Source organism: Priestia megaterium, assembly GCF_041941685.1.
Classification (GTDB): domain Bacteria; phylum Bacillota; class Bacilli; order Bacillales; family Bacillaceae_H; genus Priestia; species Priestia megaterium_C.
Genome location: NZ_CP130958.1, coordinates 3,270,077 through 3,290,110 on the forward strand (window position 1 = coordinate 3,270,077; position 20,034 = coordinate 3,290,110).

Here is a 20,034-nt window from a genome sequence, read left to right on the forward strand (position 1 = left end):
TAGCTGAAGGAGGAGATTTTATGGATATAAAAGATTTGCTTGTTTTTACAACGGTAGCAGAAGGAAAAAATATTTCAAAGGCAGCCAAAAGCTTAAGCTACGTGCAGTCGAATGTCACGATGCGAATTCAGCAATTAGAAGCTGAGCTGGGTACACAGCTATTCCAACGAAGCGGTAAAGGCGTCACTTTAACTTCTAGCGGAGAGCTTTTGCGTCGTTATGCTGAAGAAATTCTTCGTTTAACCAATGAAGCCACGGCAACTGTGCAAAGCAGTGCGCACACACCGATAGGGCCTTTAAAAATAGGTGCAACTGAATCTACTGCGGCTCTTCGTTTACCGCCTTTTCTATTTACTTATTGCACTGCCTACCCTGATGTAGACTTCATCCTAGAAACACATACAACCGATGTTCTTATTCAGCTGGTTTTAGAACGAAAACTTGAAGGAGCATTCGTTGCAGGCACCTGTGAACATCCGGATGTAAACACATTATTTATTCAAAATGAAGAGCTTGTACTTGTGAGCCGCCATCCTCTTCCGTCTCTTTACAGCCTAAATGATCTGAATCTATTAGCTTTCAGCAGCGGATGCGCATATCGACATACGTTAGAAATGCTGCTGACAAGAGAAGGCGTGTTTCCAAAACGCATATTAGAATTTGGCACAATTGAAGCGATTATTGGGTGTGTAAAAGCAGGTATGGGCGTAGCTGTAATGATGAAATCCATTGTATCTAATCACGACCATTCATTAACGTTAACTCCGCTGCCAGAACCGTATAGAAAGGTTTCCACTTTTTTTATTACGCGAAAAGATACCTTTGTATCGGCGGCTTTACGTGAATTTTCTTCTCTTCTTACCAAACAGCTTTGCATAACAAAACCCTAAGAAAATATGCGTTCTTAGGGTTTTGACTTAAGCAGCTGCCGGATTCTTTTTCACAAACTTCATAAACAGTCCGCGAACTAAAGGACCCATGATGAGAAGCTGAAGCGGGTATGCCACGATAAAGTTTTTCATAACGATCAATGCATAGCTTGAAAGAAGCGGCTCTCCGTCTAAACCTTTTGTAAGTGACATCGTAATTAACCCGTATACAGACATGCAAAGCACCATTCCGATCACCATACATGATGACAAAATCAACACGACTTTTAACTGTTTCGATTTATCAAACGGCAGTGAAAATGCTACTTTTTTTGCTACGGGACCAACGAAAAAAGTTTCGACAGCCATTGCGACTACAAACGTGATAACCAAGTTCAAAATACCTTCTGCAAGCGTGATATGCCCGATGACATCATTTATTAACATATTATACATCGTCATCACAAGCACCATCCCTCCGCACATCATCATTCCAAAATACATACTTTCTTTTTTAGTTGTTGGCACATTCCTCATCCTTTTCATGTTTTTTACTTGGCTTAGTATAGCTTTTTACATTCCTTCTTCGTAAGTGAACATTTTGTGAACATTTGCAAGCGGCTGCTCCTCTTTTTGTGGAGGGCTGACTATGACAAACCACTCTAGTCTGCACCTTTGAAACGTAAACAAAAACCCCCGCTTTATGGACTAAAGCGGGGGTTCATTTTATAGAGATTCCGTGTGCGACCCGGGCGGGATGGGCGTTTGGGCTCGAAATACTTTTTCCCATTTTGAGACGACGATACAGGCAATCGCGTGGCCTGGAACGTTGACTCCTGTTCTGGCCATATCCATAATGCGGTCCACTCCTGCAATAATTGCCACTCCTTCAGCCGGCAGACCTACTGCGTTGGCTGTTGCTAAAAGAACAACAAGTGAACCTGACGGGACAGCCGCAATTCCTTTACTTGTCATCACGAGTATAAGCATCATAAATAATTGCTGAGTTAATGGCATATCGATGTTAAAAGCCTGTGCTAAAAAGACGCATGAAACGGATAAATACAGCGTGGATCCATCACAGTTTAACGACAGGCCCGACGGAATAACAAACGACACAACTCGTTTAGGACATCCGTACTTTTCCATCCGTTCCATCAGCTGTGGCAGCACCGTTTCCGTACTTGTTGTTGAAAACGCAATAAGAAACAAATCCCAAATCATTTTGAATACTTCAAAGTAGTTGAATTTGAATAAAAACCCAACAAGAGGAAATAAAACAAATAAAATAATAAAAAGACCTAAAAACACGGTTCCAATTAGCTTTAGCATTGGAAGCAGAAGTGCAATACCGTATTGGCCCACAGATGCAGCCATTAGCGCTAGTACACCAAGAGGTGCTGTGACCATAACAATTTGCGTTAATTTAAACATAATTTTAGCCGTGGATTCAAAAAATTTCATTGCAGGTTCGGATGCTTTACCAACTCCTGAAGCGGCAACACCGAATAAAATAGCAAAGAAAATCACGGCCAGCAAATCATTTTTTGCCATCACATCTACGATATTCGTTGGAATGATGTTTAAAATCATTTGTTTAAAATCCACGACTTTATCGGTGTACTGAGACAATTCACCGATATCTTTTTTAACAAGATGAGAAAGATCGAGGCCTACTCCGGGCTTTAGCAAATTCACTAACAGCAGCCCAATTCCTAATACGATGGTAGTAATGATTTCAAACCAAATAATCGTCTTTAACCCTAGACTCCCCATTTGTTTCATACTGCCGCTTCCCGCAGCACCTATGACGATGGTTGAAAAGACAATCGGCACCACAATCATTTTAATGAGGCGGATAAACCCGTCCCCTACCGGTCTTAAAGCCATCCCGAAGTCCGGAAAGAAGTGTCCGATAACAGCTCCGATTACTAATGCAATTAAAATTTGAAACGCTAAAAACTTTTTCACATTTCTCCCTCCTTTTTGCCTTCATGAAATGGACATCCATTCCATTAATATCCAAATCCTCAGACACTTTAAGTAAGTTCGGGACATTTAGCTAGATTCCTTCTAAAATAGACAAATTGGTCTATATATTTCGCTTTATCAGTTAAAACACATAGAAAAAAGCCAGAGTGAAGTTGATCTTCATCCTGGCTTTTTTTAATTCTTATGCTTTTTTAACAAACTGAGATTTTAAGCTCATCGCTCCAAATCCGTCAATTTTGCAGTCGATGTTATGATCGCCTTCTACTAAACGAATGCTTTTTACTTTCGTTCCGATTTTTACAACCGATGAGCTTCCTTTTACTTTTAAGTCTTTGATGACGGTAACTGAATCTCCGTCTTTTAAAAGGTTCCCGTTTGCATCTTTTACAGTAAGCTGTTCTTCCGTACTTTCTGTTTTTTCATCTTGCCTCCATTCATGCGCACACTCCGGGCAGACGAACAGGTTTCCATCTTCATATGTATACTGTGATTGACAGCTTGGGCAATTAGGTACATTCATTTTCTTTTCCTCCAGCAGCAGCTCGTAACCAATGGTACGATTACGAGATTACGTTTTTTCTCTGTTTTATACTGTCATAATTTTGTAATATTAACAAGCTTTTCTATTTCCTTGCTGCTGATGTTTTCTTTTCCAAATAAGTGAGCCGATAAACAGAACAAAACCTGCTCCAAAGACAAGAAGCTGATCTAAATAAAGGTCACCTGTTTTTACATACCGTATAATAAATAATCCTCCGAACATGAGCATCAGCATACATGAAAACCGAATGAGGTATGAATTGATTTCCATTTTTCATTCCTCCTTTTTGTAAGCCTTTTTTTGTTACGAAAAAAACACGAACCATATGCCAAATGTAACTCCGTATAACGGTAAAATGACGGCTAGTTTTTGCTTCCACCCTTTAAAAAAGGAAGAATTACGAGGCGCAAACCAAAGCTCTAACGTCCCGTATAACAGCAGGGCTCCCGCTGCTAGTATCGCAATCACAGTCTCTCCTAAGTCCATACACACTCCTCACTTTCATTCTATGCACTTGAAGCTAAGCGCAGCGTATATAGTAAGTCTCATCATTATAAAAGAGCTTATAATCGTAATGCATACAGATTTTGAATACCTTTCAACAATACATTTATTACCATTATATCATAATAAAAGCATTTTTGAGACTTTTTATACATGTAAATTATCGTATAATGAAAAGTAGATACAGAGAAAAAAAGGGGGGATTTTTTGAAGAGAACTCAGCTTATTTTTGTTATTACACTGCTTATTGAAGTTGGATTAACCTATGCGTGCTCATCATTCTTGTCTATCCGCTTTATTGAGCTTATGTTTTTTAGCGGACTTTTGTTTTCAGTTTTGACTTTTTGGTTTTCAAGCAGCGGAAGCAACAGCGCTCATTCTCACTATAAAACTCATTCCATGAGGTTGATGTCTGGGGCCAATATTGAACACAATCCGTTTCGTTTGCGCTGGACGGCTTATTTTCTTGCTTCTTTAAGCTTTACGGGAGTGGGCCTGATTTTTTTCATTCTGCTGCTGACGGACGTTATTCCTCCAGTAAGCTAAAAAACCTGCTCTTCACAGAGAGCAGGAACTTACGAGAACAGCTTGAGAAGCAGGCATTTTCGCTTTACTTTATTCGCAACAGCTTGAGTCACATGATCTTTTAAAGGCCGAGTCAATATTCGTTTCAGCGGATGTTTTAGCATCCGTTTGCTCACGGGAACTTTAAAGATAACGCTGAGAACCACTGTTGCTAAAACCGAGAGCAGTAAGACCGCAAAAGGCTTTTTTTGAAACCCTCTCGAGAAGATAAGCATCATTACGTAAATAAGTGCTGACCACCCCAAATGCCAGCCGTGCCTAAATGTAATCCCTTTACACCTGAGCCCAACCCATTCTACAAACGAAGCTGTACATACCCATTTTGTAATATATTTCACCTGCTTAGCGAGTGTAGACGGATAAGTAGCTAAGAACGACAAAATCATGAGAGGCGTAATGAACATAAGGTGTAAAATACGCAGTACTTTTAATGAAAGATGAGAAGATTTAAAATCCCAAAGCAATTTATCATTACATAAAAAGTAGTAGAGAATATTAAAAAAGCTCACGTATAAAACCCCAGCATACAGCTTGCGTATTTTGTTCCACGTTTTCTTATGGATATTTTGAAAAATCAGCCATAGAAGGACAGAAATATGCACCTTTGTTCACCTCTCTAACGTCTTTTTTAGAATCTCTGCTATTGTATTTTCGTTTCTTCCTGCTTCTTTTCAATTTTTCGAATCCATCCAATCAGCATTCGGTTAAGATACGATTTTAACGTTACGCTAGTAAAAGTGTGGTACCACATCCAGCCTGTTTTCCACTCGATGAGCTTCGTTCGTTTTTCAGCCCATAATTCAATAAAAAACATCGGGATCGTAAAAATCACAATTTTATATAAAACTTTTAACCCTTTATCGTAATACGTAGCCTGGTTAATCATGACGGATATCATAGGATACAGCAAAAAGTCGAACAACACGTTAATTCTAAACTGTTTTTTCAATAAGCGAGTTGGATATCGAAGAAGGCCGTGGGTTACAATAAATTTATCAATAATACCATTTGTTAAGGCGTTAAATACATAGGCCAGCAGCCAATCTTTAATTGGTGGTTTTCTAAATAAAAAAGGGAGAATCCCCAGGGCGATAAGTAGCATTACACGTAAAAATTTCACTTCAAACTTTTTATTTCCCATCACCTTTTCGCTCCTTTCACCAAGTGTTGTTAGCCTACCTTCATGTCAATTGGCAGCTTGAGACGGCTGTTCTCACCATGCTCAATTATTGCTTATGTTAATTTATAAAGATACGCAGCAGCGTCTAATATAAATTTCCCGTACATAACCCCTAAGTTCACTCTATCCATACATACGTAAATGTTTGTTTTAGTTTTAAGTTCTTTGAAGAGATTTATACATATGGTTGAGACATGAAAAAAGCCCAACTCTAATCAGTACGGGCTTCCTCCTTCACCTATTGTGTTTTTTTAACGTTACCATCCAGCTACAAATCCATCGGTTCGTGATTCACTTCCTCCGCATAGCACGCCGCTTTCAGGATCTCTCCAAATAATCTGTCCGCGCCCAAATGCCATTGAATCAACAGCTACTTCAATTTTATGTCCTTTTCGTTCAAGCGCTTGTGCTACGTGTGAGGGAAAAGCTGGTTCCACAAGCACCGTTTTATCTTTTTTCCACTGCCATCTTGGTGCGTCTAAAGCAGCTTGAGGATGAAGCTGAAAGTCAATCGTATTCATGACGACTTGCATATGTCCCTGCGGCTGCATAAAACCTCCCATCACGCCAAACGGTCCTACGGGCTCATTATTTTTAGTGAGAAAGCCTGGAATAATGGTATGAAACGTTTTTTTATTAGGAGCAAGACAGTTATCGTGATCAGGGTCCATTGAAAAATTGCGGCCGCGGTTTTGCAAGGCAATTCCCGTTTCTGGCACAACGATTCCAGAACCAAAGCCCATATAATTGCTTTGAATAAACGAAACCATGTTTCCTTCTTCATCAGCCGTTGCTAAATACACCGTTCCGCTTCCGACAGGTTCTCTGGCTTCAGTCTGCAGGGCATGTTCTTTTATAAGGCCGCGGCGATAGCTTACATAGGTATCAGACAGCAGTTCGCTAACAGACACGCTCATTTTTGCTTCTTCCGTAATGTATTTTTCCCCGTCCGCAAACGCAAACTTCATCGCTTCTATTTGTTTATGATACGTATCCACGGCATCTTTTTCTTGAAACTCAAAGCCTTTTACGATATTTAATGCCATTAATGCGATAAGCCCTTGACCGTTCGGAGGAATTTCCCATGCATCATACCCCCGGTAGTGAGCGGAAATAGGATTCACCCACTCCGGTTCGTAAGCAGCCAAATCTTCCTTGGATAAAAAGCCGCTATATTTTTTGCTGAATGCATCAATACGATCCGCAAGCTCACCTTTATAAAACGCTTCTGCATCTGTTTCGCCAATGAGCTGAAGCGTACGAGCATGATCAATAGATGACCACATTTCTCCTGCTTTTGGTGCTCGTCCGTTTGGGGCAAACGTTTGAAACCACGATTCAAATTCTTCGCTTGTATGTATTCGTTTGAACGTATCGTAAGCTTGTTTCCATTGTTTAGCGAGAGTAGGCGCTAGCGGAAAGCCTTCCTTGGCATATTGAATGGCAGGCTGCAGCACTTGAGAAAGAGGCAGTTTACCAAATCGCTTCGATAAAGCAGCCCAAGCAGCCGGAGCCCCGGGAACCGTAACGGGAATCATTCCGTACTTAGGGATGTCTTTGTATCCTTTTTCCTTCAGCGCATCAATGGAAATAGACTGCGGAGAAGGTCCGCTAGCGTTCAATCCGAACAGCTGATTATTTGTCCAAACAAGCGCAAACGCATCTCCTCCAATTCCATTTGACGCAGGCTCTAATACGGTAAGGCTCGCCGCTGTGGCGATTGCTGCATCAATGGCATTGCCGCCTTTTTTTAAAATATCTAGGCCTGCCTGCGCTGCGAGCGGCTGAGATGTGGATACCATTCCTTTTTTTGCATAAACGGGAACTCGGTAAGATGGATATGGATGATAATGCGGATCATAGGTCATAAAAGCGCCTCCTTTTTCAGATATTTAAATTTTCCGAATAATATAACTTCTTTATTTCACCATATTTATAACGCATCGGCTTTTTTTATCTTAGAATGACATGACTCCTTTTACCTAAAATTGGTATACTGATAGAGTACAAGAATTGCCAAGGAGGATGATGTATGAAAAAAATAAAAGCTGCCTTTCCACTCGCTGTTTCTTTAGCACTCGGGCTTCAAGTACTCCCTGTGTCTACTTCACCTGTTCAAGCTGAAGCAGCGGCAAATGCTGCTCATCACTCAGCAAAAATTGAAGTCAAACGAGCAAACGCATTTTTAAAGAATGTGGCCAACGGCAAAACAAAAGAAGCTAAGCGCTACTTTTCCCGCAGCCTGCAGTCCAAAATGAGTGAAAACAACCTAAAAACATGGTGGTCAGCTCTAACGGCTCAGTTTGGTTCTGTAAAAAAGATTGGTACGTCTGTACAAGGTGAAGTCAATACCGTTCATCGAAATATAGAAGTGCCCATTGAATTTGAACACGTATCAGCTACTTTAACCGTTCGATTTAGTCAAAATCGTCAAATTGATGATTGGCGAATCGTACCGGAGGAGCGCCAGTTTTCATTTTCCACACCGCCTTATGACACCCCTAAGAACTACAGTGAAAAACAGCTTTCAATCGGCAAAGCACCTTACGGACTTCCAGCAACGCTTACTCTTCCAACACGTTCAAAACACCAAAATGTACCCGTTGTCATATTAGTTCACGGATCAGGGCCTTCTGATCAAGATGAAACGTTTATGAGCTTAAAGCCGTTTCGAGATCTGGCTTCAGGACTGGCTTCTCAAGGAATCGCCGTTTTACGCTACAATAAGCGTACATACGAACATACAGCTAAGATGTCCGGTGAAAGTAAAATAAACGTTGATGATGAAACAACGGATGATGCAGTACTCGCAGTCAAAGCAATGGCGAAACAAAAAGGCATCGACAGCCGCAATATTTTTATGCTAGGACACAGTCAAGGCGGCATGATGATGCCCAGAATTTTAAATCACACGCCGGATAAAAGCGTGCGCGGTTCTATTTTGCTTGCGGCACCGAGCCGCACACTTCCAGAGTTAATGCTTGAACAATTTGCCTATCTTGTATCGCTGAATCAGCTTCCGAAAGAACAGCTTGCTTTTTTCCAGCAGCAGTTTGCCATTTTACAAGACCCAAGCTTTTCACCAGCTCAGCCGCCAAAAGAATTCCTGCTTGGCTCGCCTTATTTTTGGTATGACTTAGCTCACTGGCACCCTGCAGAAGTCGCAAAATCTCAGGACACGCCTCTGCTTTTTTTACAAGGAGCGCGTGATTATCAAGTAACGACCGAAGATTTTGAAGGCTGGAAACAAAGCTTATCTCAGCGTTCCGACACTTCTTTTAAGCTTTATCCAAAGCTCAACCACTTTTTCACAGAAGGAACTGGTGAAAAAAGCACGCCCGATGAATATGCTGTTTCAGCCAACATTCCTTCTTATGTCGTTGATGATATTGTCAAATGGGTTCGTGAAACTAAAAAATAAGAGAACAAGGCGCTGTTTTTCCAGCGCCATGTTCTCTTATCCATTAAACCTCCCCATCATCACCGTACTATAGTACTTGCCGTCTGACAGCAGCTTGTCATTTTTTAATACCCCTTCTATTTCAAACCCGAACTTTGTATATAAATCAATCGCTTTTTTATTGGTCTCTAGCACATTCAGCGTCATTTTCTTCATGCCCGCGCTATCTGCCCACAGTATGGACTGCTGTAAAAGCTCTTTGCCAATTCCGTATCCCCAACATTCTTTTGCGATGCATACGCCAAACTCTACTTTGTGGGCAAATCGTTTCAAGTCATTACCTTCGCATCTTGAAAACCCGACAATTTCATTATGTACACTTGCTACTAAAAATAAGTTTCGTTTACTTTCTGTGTCACGTTGAATAAGTTTTTCAAAATCGGATTCGTCCATATACCCTTCTCCTGGTTCACGATCTAAGTTTTCCGTTTCTCCGTCTAGCTGAACTCTAAGGTGAGACAATTCATCTGCATCGTTAGTGGCAGCTGAGCGAATGATGTACTGAAGTCCTTTTACATTATAGATTTGCTGGTTAATGACCATCATATTCCTCCAAGCGTCTTTCATAAATCTATCAACTGAATTTAATTTCCTTTAATATAAATATTATACATAAAGAAAGAGAGTTGAACGAGTTGCTTTGGTTACTGCTTTTGATCCTATACGGCATTTACAAGTTCTATAAATCAAGAAGACCGCTAACGAAGTTTGGTCATTTTTACGAGAAAGCGTTTGAGCTAGAAGAAAAAAGCGATATGAAGATGCTCTTGATATACGCAACCAAGGGATCGAACTCCATACCCTTACGGATTTAGAACGAGCTGATTTACATTTAGCAAACGGGCGTATGCTTTTGAAACTAAAGCAGTATGAACAAGCAACGAAACACTACGACGCCTCATTTAAACTAGCAAAATATGAAAAATTTCCTTACTCAGAAGGATTTGACGAAGTCATTGAAGCTTACTTGTATGCAGGGCGTAGAGAAGATGCACTAATCATCACTAATGACATGTTAAAACGACAAAGCTACGATCAAAAATTTAAGAAGCTAGAGCCTTTAAAAGAAAAGCTTCTTTCACATGAAGACTAATGGTAAAATTAAACAAATGGAAGCGTATTATTAAGAGCGATTGAGGTGAGTATAGTGATCATAACCGTTATTGTAGGAGTGCTGGGTCTAGTTGGTTTAATTGTAGCAGGATTTGCTACGAATTATAAGGATACGAAGTAAGAATACATAAAAAAGAACAAGAACCAAATAGGTTCTTGTTCTTTTTTTAACGAGCCAACAGCTTTTCTGTTATGCGCAAAAACATCTTTACGCCAACTTCAAGCGAGCCTTCATCTACCGTAAACTTCGGATGGTGATGAGGGTATACAATGCCTTGTTCTTCATTTCGCGCTCCGATGTTAAAAAATGCTCCTTCCGTTTCCTGGAGGTAAGCTGAAAAATCTTCTCCTCCCATTTTAGGAGACAGCGTCTTTACACGTTCTTTTCCATATTCTGCGATAGCTGTTTCTTCAATTAACCTTGTAATTTCTTCAGAGTTAATGACGGCATGATAGCCTTTTTCATACGTAAACGTGTACTCTGCACCGTAAGCTTCTGTTAGCCCTTTTACGATACGGTCAATTTGTGCCGGAACTTTTTCTCGCAGCGCCGCGTCAAAGCTGCGAACGGTACCGTTAAGCTCCACTTTATCAGGAAGTACATTGTGCGTAGTTCCTCCGTGAAATTGCGTAACCGATACGACTAATTTATCAATTGGATTGGTCGTTCTTGAAACAATCGTTTGAAGGTTCGTCACAATTTGCGCTCCTACCACAATGGCATCAACTGTTTCATGAGGCGCTGCGGCGTGTCCTCCTTTTCCTTTAATCGATATATTAAACGTGTCAGGCGAAGCCATCATAGGACCTGCAAGCACGCCGATTTCTCCGACGGGAAGACCAGAATTCAAATGCGTGCCAATTACATAATCCACACCTTCCATCACGCCTTCTTTCACAAGTTCCTGCGCTCCCCCGGGCAGCAGCTCTTCTGCGTGTTGAAAAATCAAGCGGATTTCTCCTTTAAATTCATTTCCTAACTGAGAAAGAACAGAAGCTACTCCTAATAAAATAGCCGTGTGACCGTCATGTCCGCATGCATGCATCACGCCTTTATGAACCGAAGCAAATGCAAACGTGTTTTCTTCTTCAATCGGCAGCGCGTCCATATCCGCTCTAATCGCAACTACTTTTCCCTCTTCTTTTCCTATTAATCTAGCTACCACGCTTGTTGATGTAGGACGAGTAATGGTAAAGCTTCCAAACGAACGAAGCGTATCTTCAACAAACTGAGCCGTTCGATGTTCTTGAAACGATAATTCAGGGTAGCGATGAAAATGTCTTCTCCACTCAATTACCTGCTTTTTTAAGCTTTCTGTGACGCTGTATTCACTGATTGATTTGACTGTCATACACATACTCCTCCTTTGTTTGACTATATTGATTGGCTGGGAAGGAAAGGTTCAAATTTCCTCGCAGCGTACTGCTTTCATATGAAGTGTCGTAAAGCCCACGCTCTTGTAAGATAGGCACTACTTTTTCCACAAATTGATGAAACGTATCGCTCATAAACGGACGAAGCACAAATCCATCCGCTGCTCCCTGCTCATGCCATTTTTGCATTTCATTCGCTACGTGCTCAGGTGTTCCTGAAAACGGTGAACGAGGCAAAATTGTTTCAAGCGCGACCTCTCTTAACGTTAACTTTCGAGCCGCCGCCGCTTGTTTAATTTTATTTGTCGTGCTTTGAAAGGCATTGGCTCCGATATCCCCTAACTCTGGGAACGGTGCGTCTAGGTCAAATTGTTGAAAGTCGTAATCATCAAAAAAACGAGCTAAATATGTAATGGCGTGATCAATTGGAATTAGCGCAGCAAGCTCCCCATATATTCTTTCTACATCTTCATCGCTATCTCCTATAATTAAATCAATACTTGGAAAAATGAGAAGTTCTTCAGGGTTTCTCCCGTGATTTTTTGCTCTATTTTTCATATCTTGATAGAATGCCTGCGCTTCTTCTAGTGTATTTGCATTTGTATAAATCGCATCGGCATTCTCTGCTCCGAATCCTCTTCCTCGGTCTGATGAACCAGCTTGAAACACAACCGGATGTCCCTGCTTTGAACGAGCAATATTTAACGGCCCTTGAACTTGAAAATGCTTGCCTTTAAATCCAAGCGTATGCATTTTCTTTGGATCAAAAAACTGACCGGTTTCTTTTTGATAGATAAAAGCATCGTCTTCCCATGAATCCCACAGTCCTTTTACTACGTCGAGATGCTCTTTTGCAATTTCGTATCGTTCGCTGTGAAGAGGAAGATATCCTCTGCTGTGATTGCGCGCTGCCCCTTCTTGCGGAGAAGTAACTACGTTCCATCCCGCTCTCCCGCCGCTTATATGATCAAGAGACATCAGCTGACGAGCGATTGTAAAAGGCTCACTGAAACTTGTTGAAACCGTCCCAACTAGTCCGATGTGACTCATAGAAGCAGCGAGAGCTGACAGCAGCGTAATTGGCTCAAAACGATTTAAAAAGTGAGGAATAGACTTTTCAGATATGGCTAATCCATCCGCAATAAAGATAAAGCTGAACAGTCCTTTTTCCAATATACGCGCTTGTTTCTTATAAAACTCAATATTAATGCTCGCATCAGGCTCTACGTCCGGATGTCTCCATCCATCCGTCGTACTTCCAAGGCCTTTAATATTTGCTCCTAGCTTTAGCTTTCTTTTTTTACTCAACGTATACTTCCTCCTTTTTACGACAAATAAAAAGAGATGCTTTGATTGTTCAAAGCATCTCCAGTCGTCTGGTCGATCGATTTTAAATAGATGTTTAGTTGACTTATCTGCATGTTATACCTACTATCCAGGTAAGTCAAATTAGCTTTTTAAATATGTGCTTTTATTCTTTTAAAACTATAGCTACATTTCCTATTTTATGTCCGGTTTCTACATACTCATGAGCTTCTGGAACTTGTTCTAAAGAGTAGCATCTATCAATCACTGATTTTATCCTCCCTTCTTCCATCAGCTTTTTAAGAAGTAATAAATCTTTCGTCTGCACTTTGGCGATTCCTTGCCCTTCGACCGAAACAAAGCGTCCATTTAAGGCTAACGCTTCCTTGCACTGATTTTTTGCTATTTTCCCAACGGCATCAAAGATAAGATCGTATCTTTCTTCTTTTTCAGTAAAATTTTCGTGTTGGTAGTCGATGACGCGGTCTGCTCCTAAAGACTTTACTAATTCACTATTTTTAGCACTGCATACGCCTGTCACTTCAGCTCCGTAATAGCTAGCAAGCTGTACAGCGGCAGTTCCTACGGCACCTGAAGCACCGTAGATAAGCACTTTTTGCCCAGCTTGAATGTTTCCTTTTCTAAAAAAATGCAGAGCCGTCGTGCCGCCGAAAGAAATAGAAGCGGCTTCTTCATGGGTTACATTCTCTGGCTTTACGGCTATTGTCCCCTTTTCTGGTAAGCAGATATATTCCGCATATCCTCCGAACTTCATACCTGTCATCGCAAAAAGCTGATCACCTTTTTTGAACCGCGTTACGTTCTTTCCAACTTCCTCTACCTCTCCGGCCAGCTCTACGCCTAGTATTGATTTTCTAGGCTTCCGTAATCCTAAAACTATTCGCATTGGAAGCCACAGTAGCAGTGGACTATTAAAACTCCTCACTCTGCAGTCGCCCGATGTGACCGTGGTGGCATGAATTTTTATCAGTATTTCATTCTCTTTTGGAATAGTCTTTTCCACTTCTTCAAGCTGAAGAACATCTGGTTTACCATACTTTGTACATACCATTGCTTTCATAACAGCTCTCCCTTTTTCACTAGAGTTCAATATATGTTTATAAACTATGCTCGTCGAAAGCTATTCTTTCACATTTTATAAAGAACGCCGGTGAATCTACTATCACATATGGTAAATAAAAGGATATTGCTATAAAATAAGTATAAAAACAGAAAGCGTGGTACGTGTTATTGTTTAAACTTCTTTTAATTGAAGACGATGTAACGCTGTTTAACGAACTGAAAGAGCGGTTGGAGCAATGGTCTTATGATGTTTACGGCATCCGTGATTTCAGTAACGTTATGCAGGAGTTTAGCGAGGTAAAACCTGATTTAGTTATTATGGATATTCAGCTGCCGAAGTATGACGGATTTCACTGGTGCAGAATGATTCGTTCTCATTCAAAAATCCCTATCATCTTCCTATCTTCACGTGATCATCCTTCTGATATGGTAATGTCTATGCAGTTTGGAGCAGACGACTTTGTGCAAAAGCCGTTTCATTTTGATGTGCTTGTAGCAAAAATACAGGCCCTTCTCCGCCGCGTATATAATTACAGCGTTGAACAAGTAAACCTTCTTTCATGGCAAGGAGCTACGATTGATTATGAAAGAAACAAAGTATCAGCGGGATCTACAGCTATCGATTTAACCAAAAATGAAATCTTTATTTTAAAATGCTTAATACATAAAAAGAATACGATTGTAAGCCGAGATGAACTGATTAATAGTTTGTGGGAAGATAAACGGTTTATCAGTGATAATACGCTGACGGTAAACGTCAATCGCCTGCGAAAAAAATTAGATGAAATTGGACTGGGAACTTTTATTGAAACAAAAGTCGGTCAAGGCTACGTAGCCATTGAAGAGGAACGCTATGATTAAACTCTTTATTCGCGAGCGTCTAAGCTGGATCCTTTTCTTTTTTATCATACATTTTTTTATGCTATTTATCGCGTATATTGATGAATCCATTCCTCTGTCTTCGATTCTTTATATCGTGTTTTTATCATCGATTATCTTTCTTATTTTCTGCGTCTTCCGCTATCATATAGAAACGAAATTTTATCAAAAGCTAAAAGATGAAGAAGACTTCTTTGATTCTTCTACTCTTTCTCATCCGCTGCGTCCGTTTGAAAAGATTGTTCAGCGAAATCTGATGCAACAATTAGAACAAGCGAAAAAAGATGGCGTGCAAACTCAGCTGCACGTGACGCAGGAAAAAGATGAACTGTTAGCTTGGATTCACGAAATTAAAACGCCGTTAACTGCGATGCATTTAATAATTGAACGCTTAGAAAATCGAGAAGTTAAAGCAAACTTGACGTTCGAGTGGCTACGTATTCACTTTTTACTTGATCAACAGCTGCATCAAAAGCGCATTTTCTTTATCGAAAATGATATGTATATTGAACATCTGGATTTAGAGTCCCTTATTTTCACTGAAATCAAAACGCTGCAAGCTTGGTGCATGCAAAAAAATATTGGGTTTGATGTGGACCTGCAGGCAGAACGTGTACTGTGTGACGCAAAGTGGCTTTCATTTATTATGAGACAGCTGTTAACAAACGCAGTCAAGTACAGTGAAGAAGCTGATGTGATGATTAGAAGCTACGAGCACCACGGTCAAGTATACATCGAGGTAAAAGATAACGGACGGGGCATTTCTCCTCAAGATATGCCGCGCATTTTTGAGAAAGGTTTCACCTCAACTACGCAGCATGAAGACAGCCGTGCCACAGGCATGGGCTTATATCTCGCTCAAAAAGCTGCGCATGCTCTTTCTATTCACATTGGCGTGCAGTCTGCTCTTAATGAAGGCACAACGTTTACACTTGCCTTTCCTAAATCAAATGATTTTGTGGAAATGAAAAGCATATGACAAAAATGTCACATGCTTTCGTCATTTGTTCGGTGAATCAAAGGAAAAGCTAAAGCTCTTTTTTTATAATAAACGTATCAGATCAAAGGAGTGAATATATATGAACATATTAGAAGCTACTAATATTCATAAAAGCTACGGAAATAAATTTAATAAACAAGAAGTATTAAAAGGTGTAGATATTACGATTATGAAAGGAGAATTTGTAGGAATTATGGGAGCTTCAGGCTCAGGTAAAACCACGCTTCTGAACGTGCTTTCCTCGATTGATAAAATCAACGGCGGAACGATCAAGATTGAAGGAAATGAAATTAGCAGAATGAAAGAAAAGCAGTTAGCGAACTTCCGAAAAACACATTTAGGCTTTATTTTTCAAGACTATAACTTGCTCGATACGCTGACAGTCAAAGAAAATATCCTCTTGCCTCTTTCTGTTGTAAAAACTCCTTCGGCAGTAGCTCACAAAAAATTTGACGCGCTAGCCAAACAGCTCGGCATCTATGAGCTAAAAGATAAATATCCAAATGAAATTTCGGGCGGACAAAAGCAGCGTACCTCTGCCGCAAGAGCCTTTATTCATGAACCAAGCATGATCTTTGCTGACGAACCAACAGGTGCACTTGACTCAAAAGCGGCCAGCGATTTGTTAAACAAACTGACGGATCTTAATAACAAAAGAAGCGCAAGTATAGTGATGGTAACGCACGACCCAGTGGCAGCCAGCTACTGCAGCAAAGTCATTTTTATAAAAGACGGACAAATTTATACGCAGCTGTACAAAGGCGATCAAACGCAAAAAGCCTTTTTTGACGATATTATGAAAACTCAAGGCGTGCTAGGCGGAGTTCAACATGAACATTAATCAGCTGATTTTCCGCAACTTCAAAAAGAATGTAAAAAACTATTATTTATACGTTTTTGCGCTGATGTTCAGTGCAGCTTTATATTTTGCTTTTGTCACGCTTCAGTATGACCCGGCTCTTGACGCAACCAAAGGCTCCATTAAAGGAGGAGCAGCGGTTCGGGCCGCTTCTGTTTTACTTGTAGCTATTGTTTCTATCTTTCTATTATATGCAAATACGATTTTTATTAAGCGGCGCAGTAAAGAAATTGGCTTATTTCAGCTGATTGGCATGACCAAAACAAGAATTTTTCGTATTTTGACGGCTGAAAATTTTATGCTGTACTTTAGCTCACTGATTGTCGGCATTTTAATCGGGTTTTCGTTTTCAAAAGTAATCATCATGATTTTATTTAAAATCACCGATACAAAAGGCATTGCCAAGCTTCATTTTTCCGAAGAAGCCCTGATTCAAACGCTGATTGTATTCGGAGTCATCTATTTGTTGATTATGACGATGAACTATCTTTTTATTAAAAGACAGACCATTTTAGCACTATTCCGCGTTACGTCATCAACAGAAAGCAAAACAAAAAAAATTAGTATTCTTGAAATTATTATTGGAATTCTTGGTATGATCTTTATTGCTTCCGGCTACTATATTTCTGCTAAATTGTTTGACGGATCTTTTACAAGCATGAATGCTTTGTCCATCGCAATGGTATCCATTTTAGCTTTGGTTATCATCGGAACCTATTTGTTTTATAAAGGCTCGGTTCGCTTTTTATTAAATCTTATGCGAAAAAGCAAAAAAGGCTACTTATCGATTAACAATGTATTATCTCTTTCTTCCATTATGTTTCGCATGAAATCAAATGCATTGTTGCTGACGGTTATTACAACCGTCTCGGCTCTTGCTATTGGCCTATTGTGCTTGAGCTACATCTCTTATTATTCTGCTGAAAAGTCGGCCGAAGATTATGTGCCTAACGATTTTTCTATCAATAATACAAAAGACGCTGCTTCGTTTAAAGCCGCACTGGATCGAAAGAAAATAGCATATACAGAAAAAAAAATCGACGTCATCCAAGTAAAAGCAAACGTAAAAAACATCTTAGAAAATGAACTAAAAAGTCCAATGGTGGACTCGTCCGCTATGATTTTTTCGGTTGTTAATGAAAAATCTGTTAGTGGTGTAAATGTAGCTCAAAATGAAACTTTGTTTACCGGCTATAATGATATGCTTCAACGAGTAAATTCATTTAAAGATTCCGGAGAAATTGAGCTAAAAGGAAAGAAAAAAGTCATTCCGCAAAAGTATATAGGTTTAAATCGAAAATTTCTCTTATCTACCTATTTTACGAGCGGTATGCCTACTGTGATTGTAGCCGATTCCGTGTTTAATGAACTGGAAAAAGACGTGGATCCTTCTATTCAAAGAGAATCTTCTGTGTACACAGGGATAGATATATCACAAGAAAATGACTTACCAAAAGCAAATGAGATTTTCAAAGAAATGAAATTGGGCAATCATACCTTCAATGATTCGCGTATCGAAACGGTAAAAAGCCAAAAGCAGACTATGGGTCTAATTATGTTCATTGTCGCTTTCCTTGGACTAGCCTTTTTAATCACATCAGGGTGCATTCTTTACTTTAAGCAAATGGATGAAAGTGAAGACGAAAAACCAAACTATACGATTCTTAGAAAATTAGGCTTTACAGAAAAAGACTTACTAACTGGAATAATAATTAAGCAGCTTTTTAACTTCGGCATCCCGTTAACCGTCGGCTTGCTTCACAGCTATTTTGCCGTACAGTCCGGCTGGTTCTTTTTTGGAACAGAGCTTTGGACACCAATGATTATCGTCATGATTATCTATACGGCCCTCTACTCTATTTTTGGTATTTTATCTGTTCTTTACTATAAAAAGATTATTAAAGAAGCTCTTTAAAGATAAAAAAGCACAAGCTATAGCTTGTGCTTTTTATCTTTAAATGCCATTAACTGCTGATATTTTCTGTGTTTCCCTGACTGGCTGCATGTAAAAAAACTTCTAGTCGCTTTTTGACAAACGGCCACTCGTTGTCAATTATACTGAAGATAACCGAATCTCGTACGTATCCATCAGATAAAACCATATGTTTTCTAATGACACCTTCTTGCGTGGCACCCAAACGTTTAATAGCCTTTCTAGACCGATTGTTTCGCACATCCGTTTTGAATTGAACGCGGTGAAGCTTCAGCTCTTCAAAACAGTATTTTAATAATAAATACTTACACTCCGTATTAACCCGGGTGCGCCACACGGACGGATGATACCACGTCCAACCTATTTCTACGCTTTTGTTTGGAAGTGAAATATCTAAAAATCTCGTACTTCCTACAATCGAATGTGATTCTACATCAAAGACAGCAAAAGGCAGCTCTCTTTCTTCTTGCTTTGCTTTTAAAGCACTTTCAATTAGCCGTTTCATATCACTTAGACTATGAACTTTTACCGGGAGGTGCTCCCAAATTTCTTTCGGTTTTGCAGCTTCATATAATTCTTGCTCATGCTTTTTTTCAAGCGGTACTAGTTTTACCGCTGTTCCTACAAGTTCACCTGACTTTAGCATAACCTCGCTCCTTTTCAATACGTCTAAAGAAAATGTTAATACATGTATATGTACTGAAAAAGGGTCAGTTTCTGCTTATTGTAAGGTATCACTTTCATTATAATACTAGTTATCAGCTAAGTTTTTTTCGAGAAAATCACTTATTGTTTGGAAGGCTTGGTCTGCTGATTCTTTATTAAAGGTTTGTGAAAAAGGATTCATAAAACCATGAACACCATAAAACTTTTTGATTGCCAAAAGCGGCTCTCTTTTTTGCTCTAATGAATTTATTAAACAGTCTACATCAAATGTTTGCTCTTCAGCAGGAAAAATAAGAAGAGTTGGGCAAACAGGACTTCTATTTACATAATCTCTAATACGCGATCCGTAACAGCCAATCACAAAGTTGCACAAATTGCTTTCACTGCATAGCCACGATATTGTTGCTCCTACACTGAAGCCTATAACTCCTACTTCTTCATATTCTTGTTTTAGTTGAATTAACATGTTAGTAATTTGTCTTGAACCCTCATCAATACCAATGTTTTGAACAAAGTTTTGATAAGCCATTCCTTCTTCTTCATAACTATAAGAAACGTCTTTAGATAATAAGTTAGGACAGATAATATCTGCCTCTAACTTAGAAAATTTCTCTTTCATAAACTTCATATGATCGTTCACACCGTATATTTCATGAATCAATAAAATCGCTTTATTTGATTTTTTCATTCC

General features: G+C 39.7%; 22 protein-coding genes. 8 read left to right on the forward strand and 14 right to left on the reverse strand.

Annotated elements, in window-relative coordinates; genetic code table 11:
* The first annotated feature begins 20 nt into the window (after window positions 1-20).
* On the forward strand, window positions 21-890 hold the full coding sequence (locus Q5794_RS17190; RefSeq protein WP_374988185.1) for a LysR family transcriptional regulator: 870 nt from the start codon (window positions 21-23) through the stop codon (window positions 888-890).
* Between the two features lie 27 nt (window positions 891-917).
* On the opposite strand, the gene Q5794_RS17195 is transcribed toward Q5794_RS17190, so the two are convergent.
* From Q5794_RS17195 to Q5794_RS17215, 5 genes are all read right to left on the reverse strand, one after another.
* The gene (locus Q5794_RS17195; protein WP_374988186.1) at window positions 918-1,397 is read right to left on the reverse strand and encodes a DUF2798 domain-containing protein; all 480 of its coding nucleotides are present in this window, start codon (window positions 1,395-1,397) and stop codon (window positions 918-920) included.
* A gap of 198 nt (window positions 1,398-1,595) precedes the next feature.
* Entirely contained in the window at window positions 1,596-2,840 is a 1,245-nt protein-coding gene (gene gltP / locus Q5794_RS17200) for a dicarboxylate/amino acid:cation symporter (protein WP_214986019.1), read from the reverse strand.
* A gap of 202 nt (window positions 2,841-3,042) precedes the next feature.
* Window positions 3,043-3,381, reverse strand: a complete 339-nt coding sequence (locus Q5794_RS17205) for a zinc ribbon domain-containing protein YjdM (protein WP_028409337.1) — start codon at window positions 3,379-3,381, stop codon at window positions 3,043-3,045.
* Between the two features lie 90 nt (window positions 3,382-3,471).
* A complete protein-coding gene (locus Q5794_RS17210; protein ID WP_098382841.1) occupies window positions 3,472-3,672 on the reverse strand; it encodes a hypothetical protein in 201 nt (66 codons plus the stop codon).
* 33 nt (window positions 3,673-3,705) lie between these two features.
* Window positions 3,706-3,888, reverse strand: coding sequence for a hypothetical protein (locus Q5794_RS17215; protein ID WP_214986021.1), 183 nt, complete (start codon window positions 3,886-3,888; stop codon window positions 3,706-3,708).
* 225 nt (window positions 3,889-4,113) lie between these two features.
* On the opposite strand from Q5794_RS17215, the gene Q5794_RS17220 reads away from it, so the two are divergent.
* A complete protein-coding gene (locus Q5794_RS17220; protein WP_214986023.1) occupies window positions 4,114-4,452 on the forward strand; it encodes a hypothetical protein in 339 nt (112 codons plus the stop codon).
* 29 nt (window positions 4,453-4,481) lie between these two features.
* Here Q5794_RS17220 and Q5794_RS17225 read toward each other — a convergent pair whose 3' ends face one another.
* The 3 genes from Q5794_RS17225 to ggt all read right to left on the reverse strand — a co-directional run bounded on the left by Q5794_RS17225 (window position 4,482) and on the right by ggt (window position 7,539).
* On the reverse strand, window positions 4,482-5,093 hold the full coding sequence (locus Q5794_RS17225) for a CBO0543 family protein (RefSeq protein WP_214986025.1): 612 nt from the start codon (window positions 5,091-5,093) through the stop codon (window positions 4,482-4,484).
* A gap of 38 nt (window positions 5,094-5,131) precedes the next feature.
* On the reverse strand, window positions 5,132-5,632 hold the full coding sequence (locus Q5794_RS17230) for a CBO0543 family protein (protein ID WP_374988187.1): 501 nt from the start codon (window positions 5,630-5,632) through the stop codon (window positions 5,132-5,134).
* A 296-nt stretch (window positions 5,633-5,928) separates the two neighbouring features.
* Window positions 5,929-7,539 (reverse strand): gamma-glutamyltransferase, encoded by a 1,611-nt coding sequence (gene ggt, locus Q5794_RS17235; RefSeq protein WP_374988188.1) that lies wholly within the window; start codon window positions 7,537-7,539, stop codon window positions 5,929-5,931.
* A 164-nt stretch (window positions 7,540-7,703) separates the two neighbouring features.
* On the opposite strand from ggt, the gene Q5794_RS17240 reads away from it, so the two are divergent.
* Window positions 7,704-9,092 carry an alpha/beta fold hydrolase gene (locus Q5794_RS17240; RefSeq protein WP_374988189.1) on the forward strand — a complete coding sequence of 463 codons (1,389 nt, stop codon included), beginning with the start codon at window positions 7,704-7,706 and terminating at the stop codon, window positions 9,090-9,092.
* Window positions 9,093-9,128: 36 nt separating this feature from the next.
* Here the strand turns inward: Q5794_RS17240 and Q5794_RS17245 are convergent, their stop codons facing one another.
* The gene (locus Q5794_RS17245) at window positions 9,129-9,674 is read right to left on the reverse strand and encodes a GNAT family N-acetyltransferase (RefSeq protein ID WP_374989226.1); all 546 of its coding nucleotides are present in this window, start codon (window positions 9,672-9,674) and stop codon (window positions 9,129-9,131) included.
* A 310-nt stretch (window positions 9,675-9,984) separates the two neighbouring features.
* Between Q5794_RS17245 and Q5794_RS17250 the strand changes: the two genes are divergently transcribed.
* On the forward strand, window positions 9,985-10,224 hold the full coding sequence (locus Q5794_RS17250) for a hypothetical protein (RefSeq protein ID WP_374988190.1): 240 nt from the start codon (window positions 9,985-9,987) through the stop codon (window positions 10,222-10,224).
* Window positions 10,225-10,411: 187 nt separating this feature from the next.
* Here the strand turns inward: Q5794_RS17250 and Q5794_RS17255 are convergent, their stop codons facing one another.
* The 3 genes from Q5794_RS17255 to Q5794_RS17265 all read right to left on the reverse strand — a co-directional run bounded on the left by Q5794_RS17255 (window position 10,412) and on the right by Q5794_RS17265 (window position 14,004).
* Window positions 10,412-11,596 (reverse strand): M20 family metallopeptidase, encoded by a 1,185-nt coding sequence (locus Q5794_RS17255; protein WP_374988191.1) that lies wholly within the window; start codon window positions 11,594-11,596, stop codon window positions 10,412-10,414.
* Window positions 11,574-12,926: an LLM class flavin-dependent oxidoreductase gene (locus Q5794_RS17260; RefSeq protein WP_374988192.1), complete on the reverse strand. Its 1,353-nt coding sequence runs from the start codon at window positions 12,924-12,926 to the stop codon at window positions 11,574-11,576. The genes Q5794_RS17255 and Q5794_RS17260 overlap by 23 nt, the downstream gene beginning before the upstream one ends.
* A 163-nt stretch (window positions 12,927-13,089) precedes the next feature.
* On the reverse strand, window positions 13,090-14,004 hold the full coding sequence (locus tag Q5794_RS17265) for an NAD(P)-dependent alcohol dehydrogenase (protein WP_374988193.1): 915 nt from the start codon (window positions 14,002-14,004) through the stop codon (window positions 13,090-13,092).
* A 170-nt stretch (window positions 14,005-14,174) separates the two neighbouring features.
* Here Q5794_RS17265 and Q5794_RS17270 point away from each other — a divergent pair, with 170 nt between their 5' ends.
* From Q5794_RS17270 to Q5794_RS17285, 4 genes are all read left to right on the forward strand, one after another.
* Window positions 14,175-14,867 carry a response regulator gene (locus Q5794_RS17270; protein WP_374989227.1) on the forward strand — a complete coding sequence of 231 codons (693 nt, stop codon included), beginning with the start codon at window positions 14,175-14,177 and terminating at the stop codon, window positions 14,865-14,867.
* Complete coding sequence (locus tag Q5794_RS17275) at window positions 14,860-15,864, forward strand: sensor histidine kinase (protein ID WP_374988194.1); 1,005 nt, start codon at window positions 14,860-14,862, stop codon at window positions 15,862-15,864. Before Q5794_RS17270 ends, Q5794_RS17275 begins: the two co-directional genes overlap by 8 nt.
* 100 nt (window positions 15,865-15,964) lie before the next feature.
* Window positions 15,965-16,726, forward strand: a complete 762-nt coding sequence (locus Q5794_RS17280; protein ID WP_192994448.1) for an ABC transporter ATP-binding protein — start codon at window positions 15,965-15,967, stop codon at window positions 16,724-16,726.
* Complete coding sequence (locus Q5794_RS17285; protein WP_374988195.1) at window positions 16,716-18,659, forward strand: ABC transporter permease; 1,944 nt, start codon at window positions 16,716-16,718, stop codon at window positions 18,657-18,659. The genes Q5794_RS17280 and Q5794_RS17285 overlap by 11 nt, the downstream gene beginning before the upstream one ends.
* A gap of 49 nt (window positions 18,660-18,708) precedes the next feature.
* On the opposite strand, the gene Q5794_RS17290 is transcribed toward Q5794_RS17285, so the two are convergent.
* Both Q5794_RS17290 and Q5794_RS17295 read right to left on the reverse strand, forming a co-directional pair.
* Window positions 18,709-19,323, reverse strand: coding sequence for a GNAT family N-acetyltransferase (locus Q5794_RS17290; protein ID WP_374988196.1), 615 nt, complete (start codon window positions 19,321-19,323; stop codon window positions 18,709-18,711).
* Between the two features lie 105 nt (window positions 19,324-19,428).
* Window positions 19,429-20,031 (reverse strand): dienelactone hydrolase family protein, encoded by a 603-nt coding sequence (locus Q5794_RS17295; protein ID WP_328245377.1) that lies wholly within the window; start codon window positions 20,029-20,031, stop codon window positions 19,429-19,431.
* Window positions 20,032-20,034 lie beyond the last annotated feature (3 nt).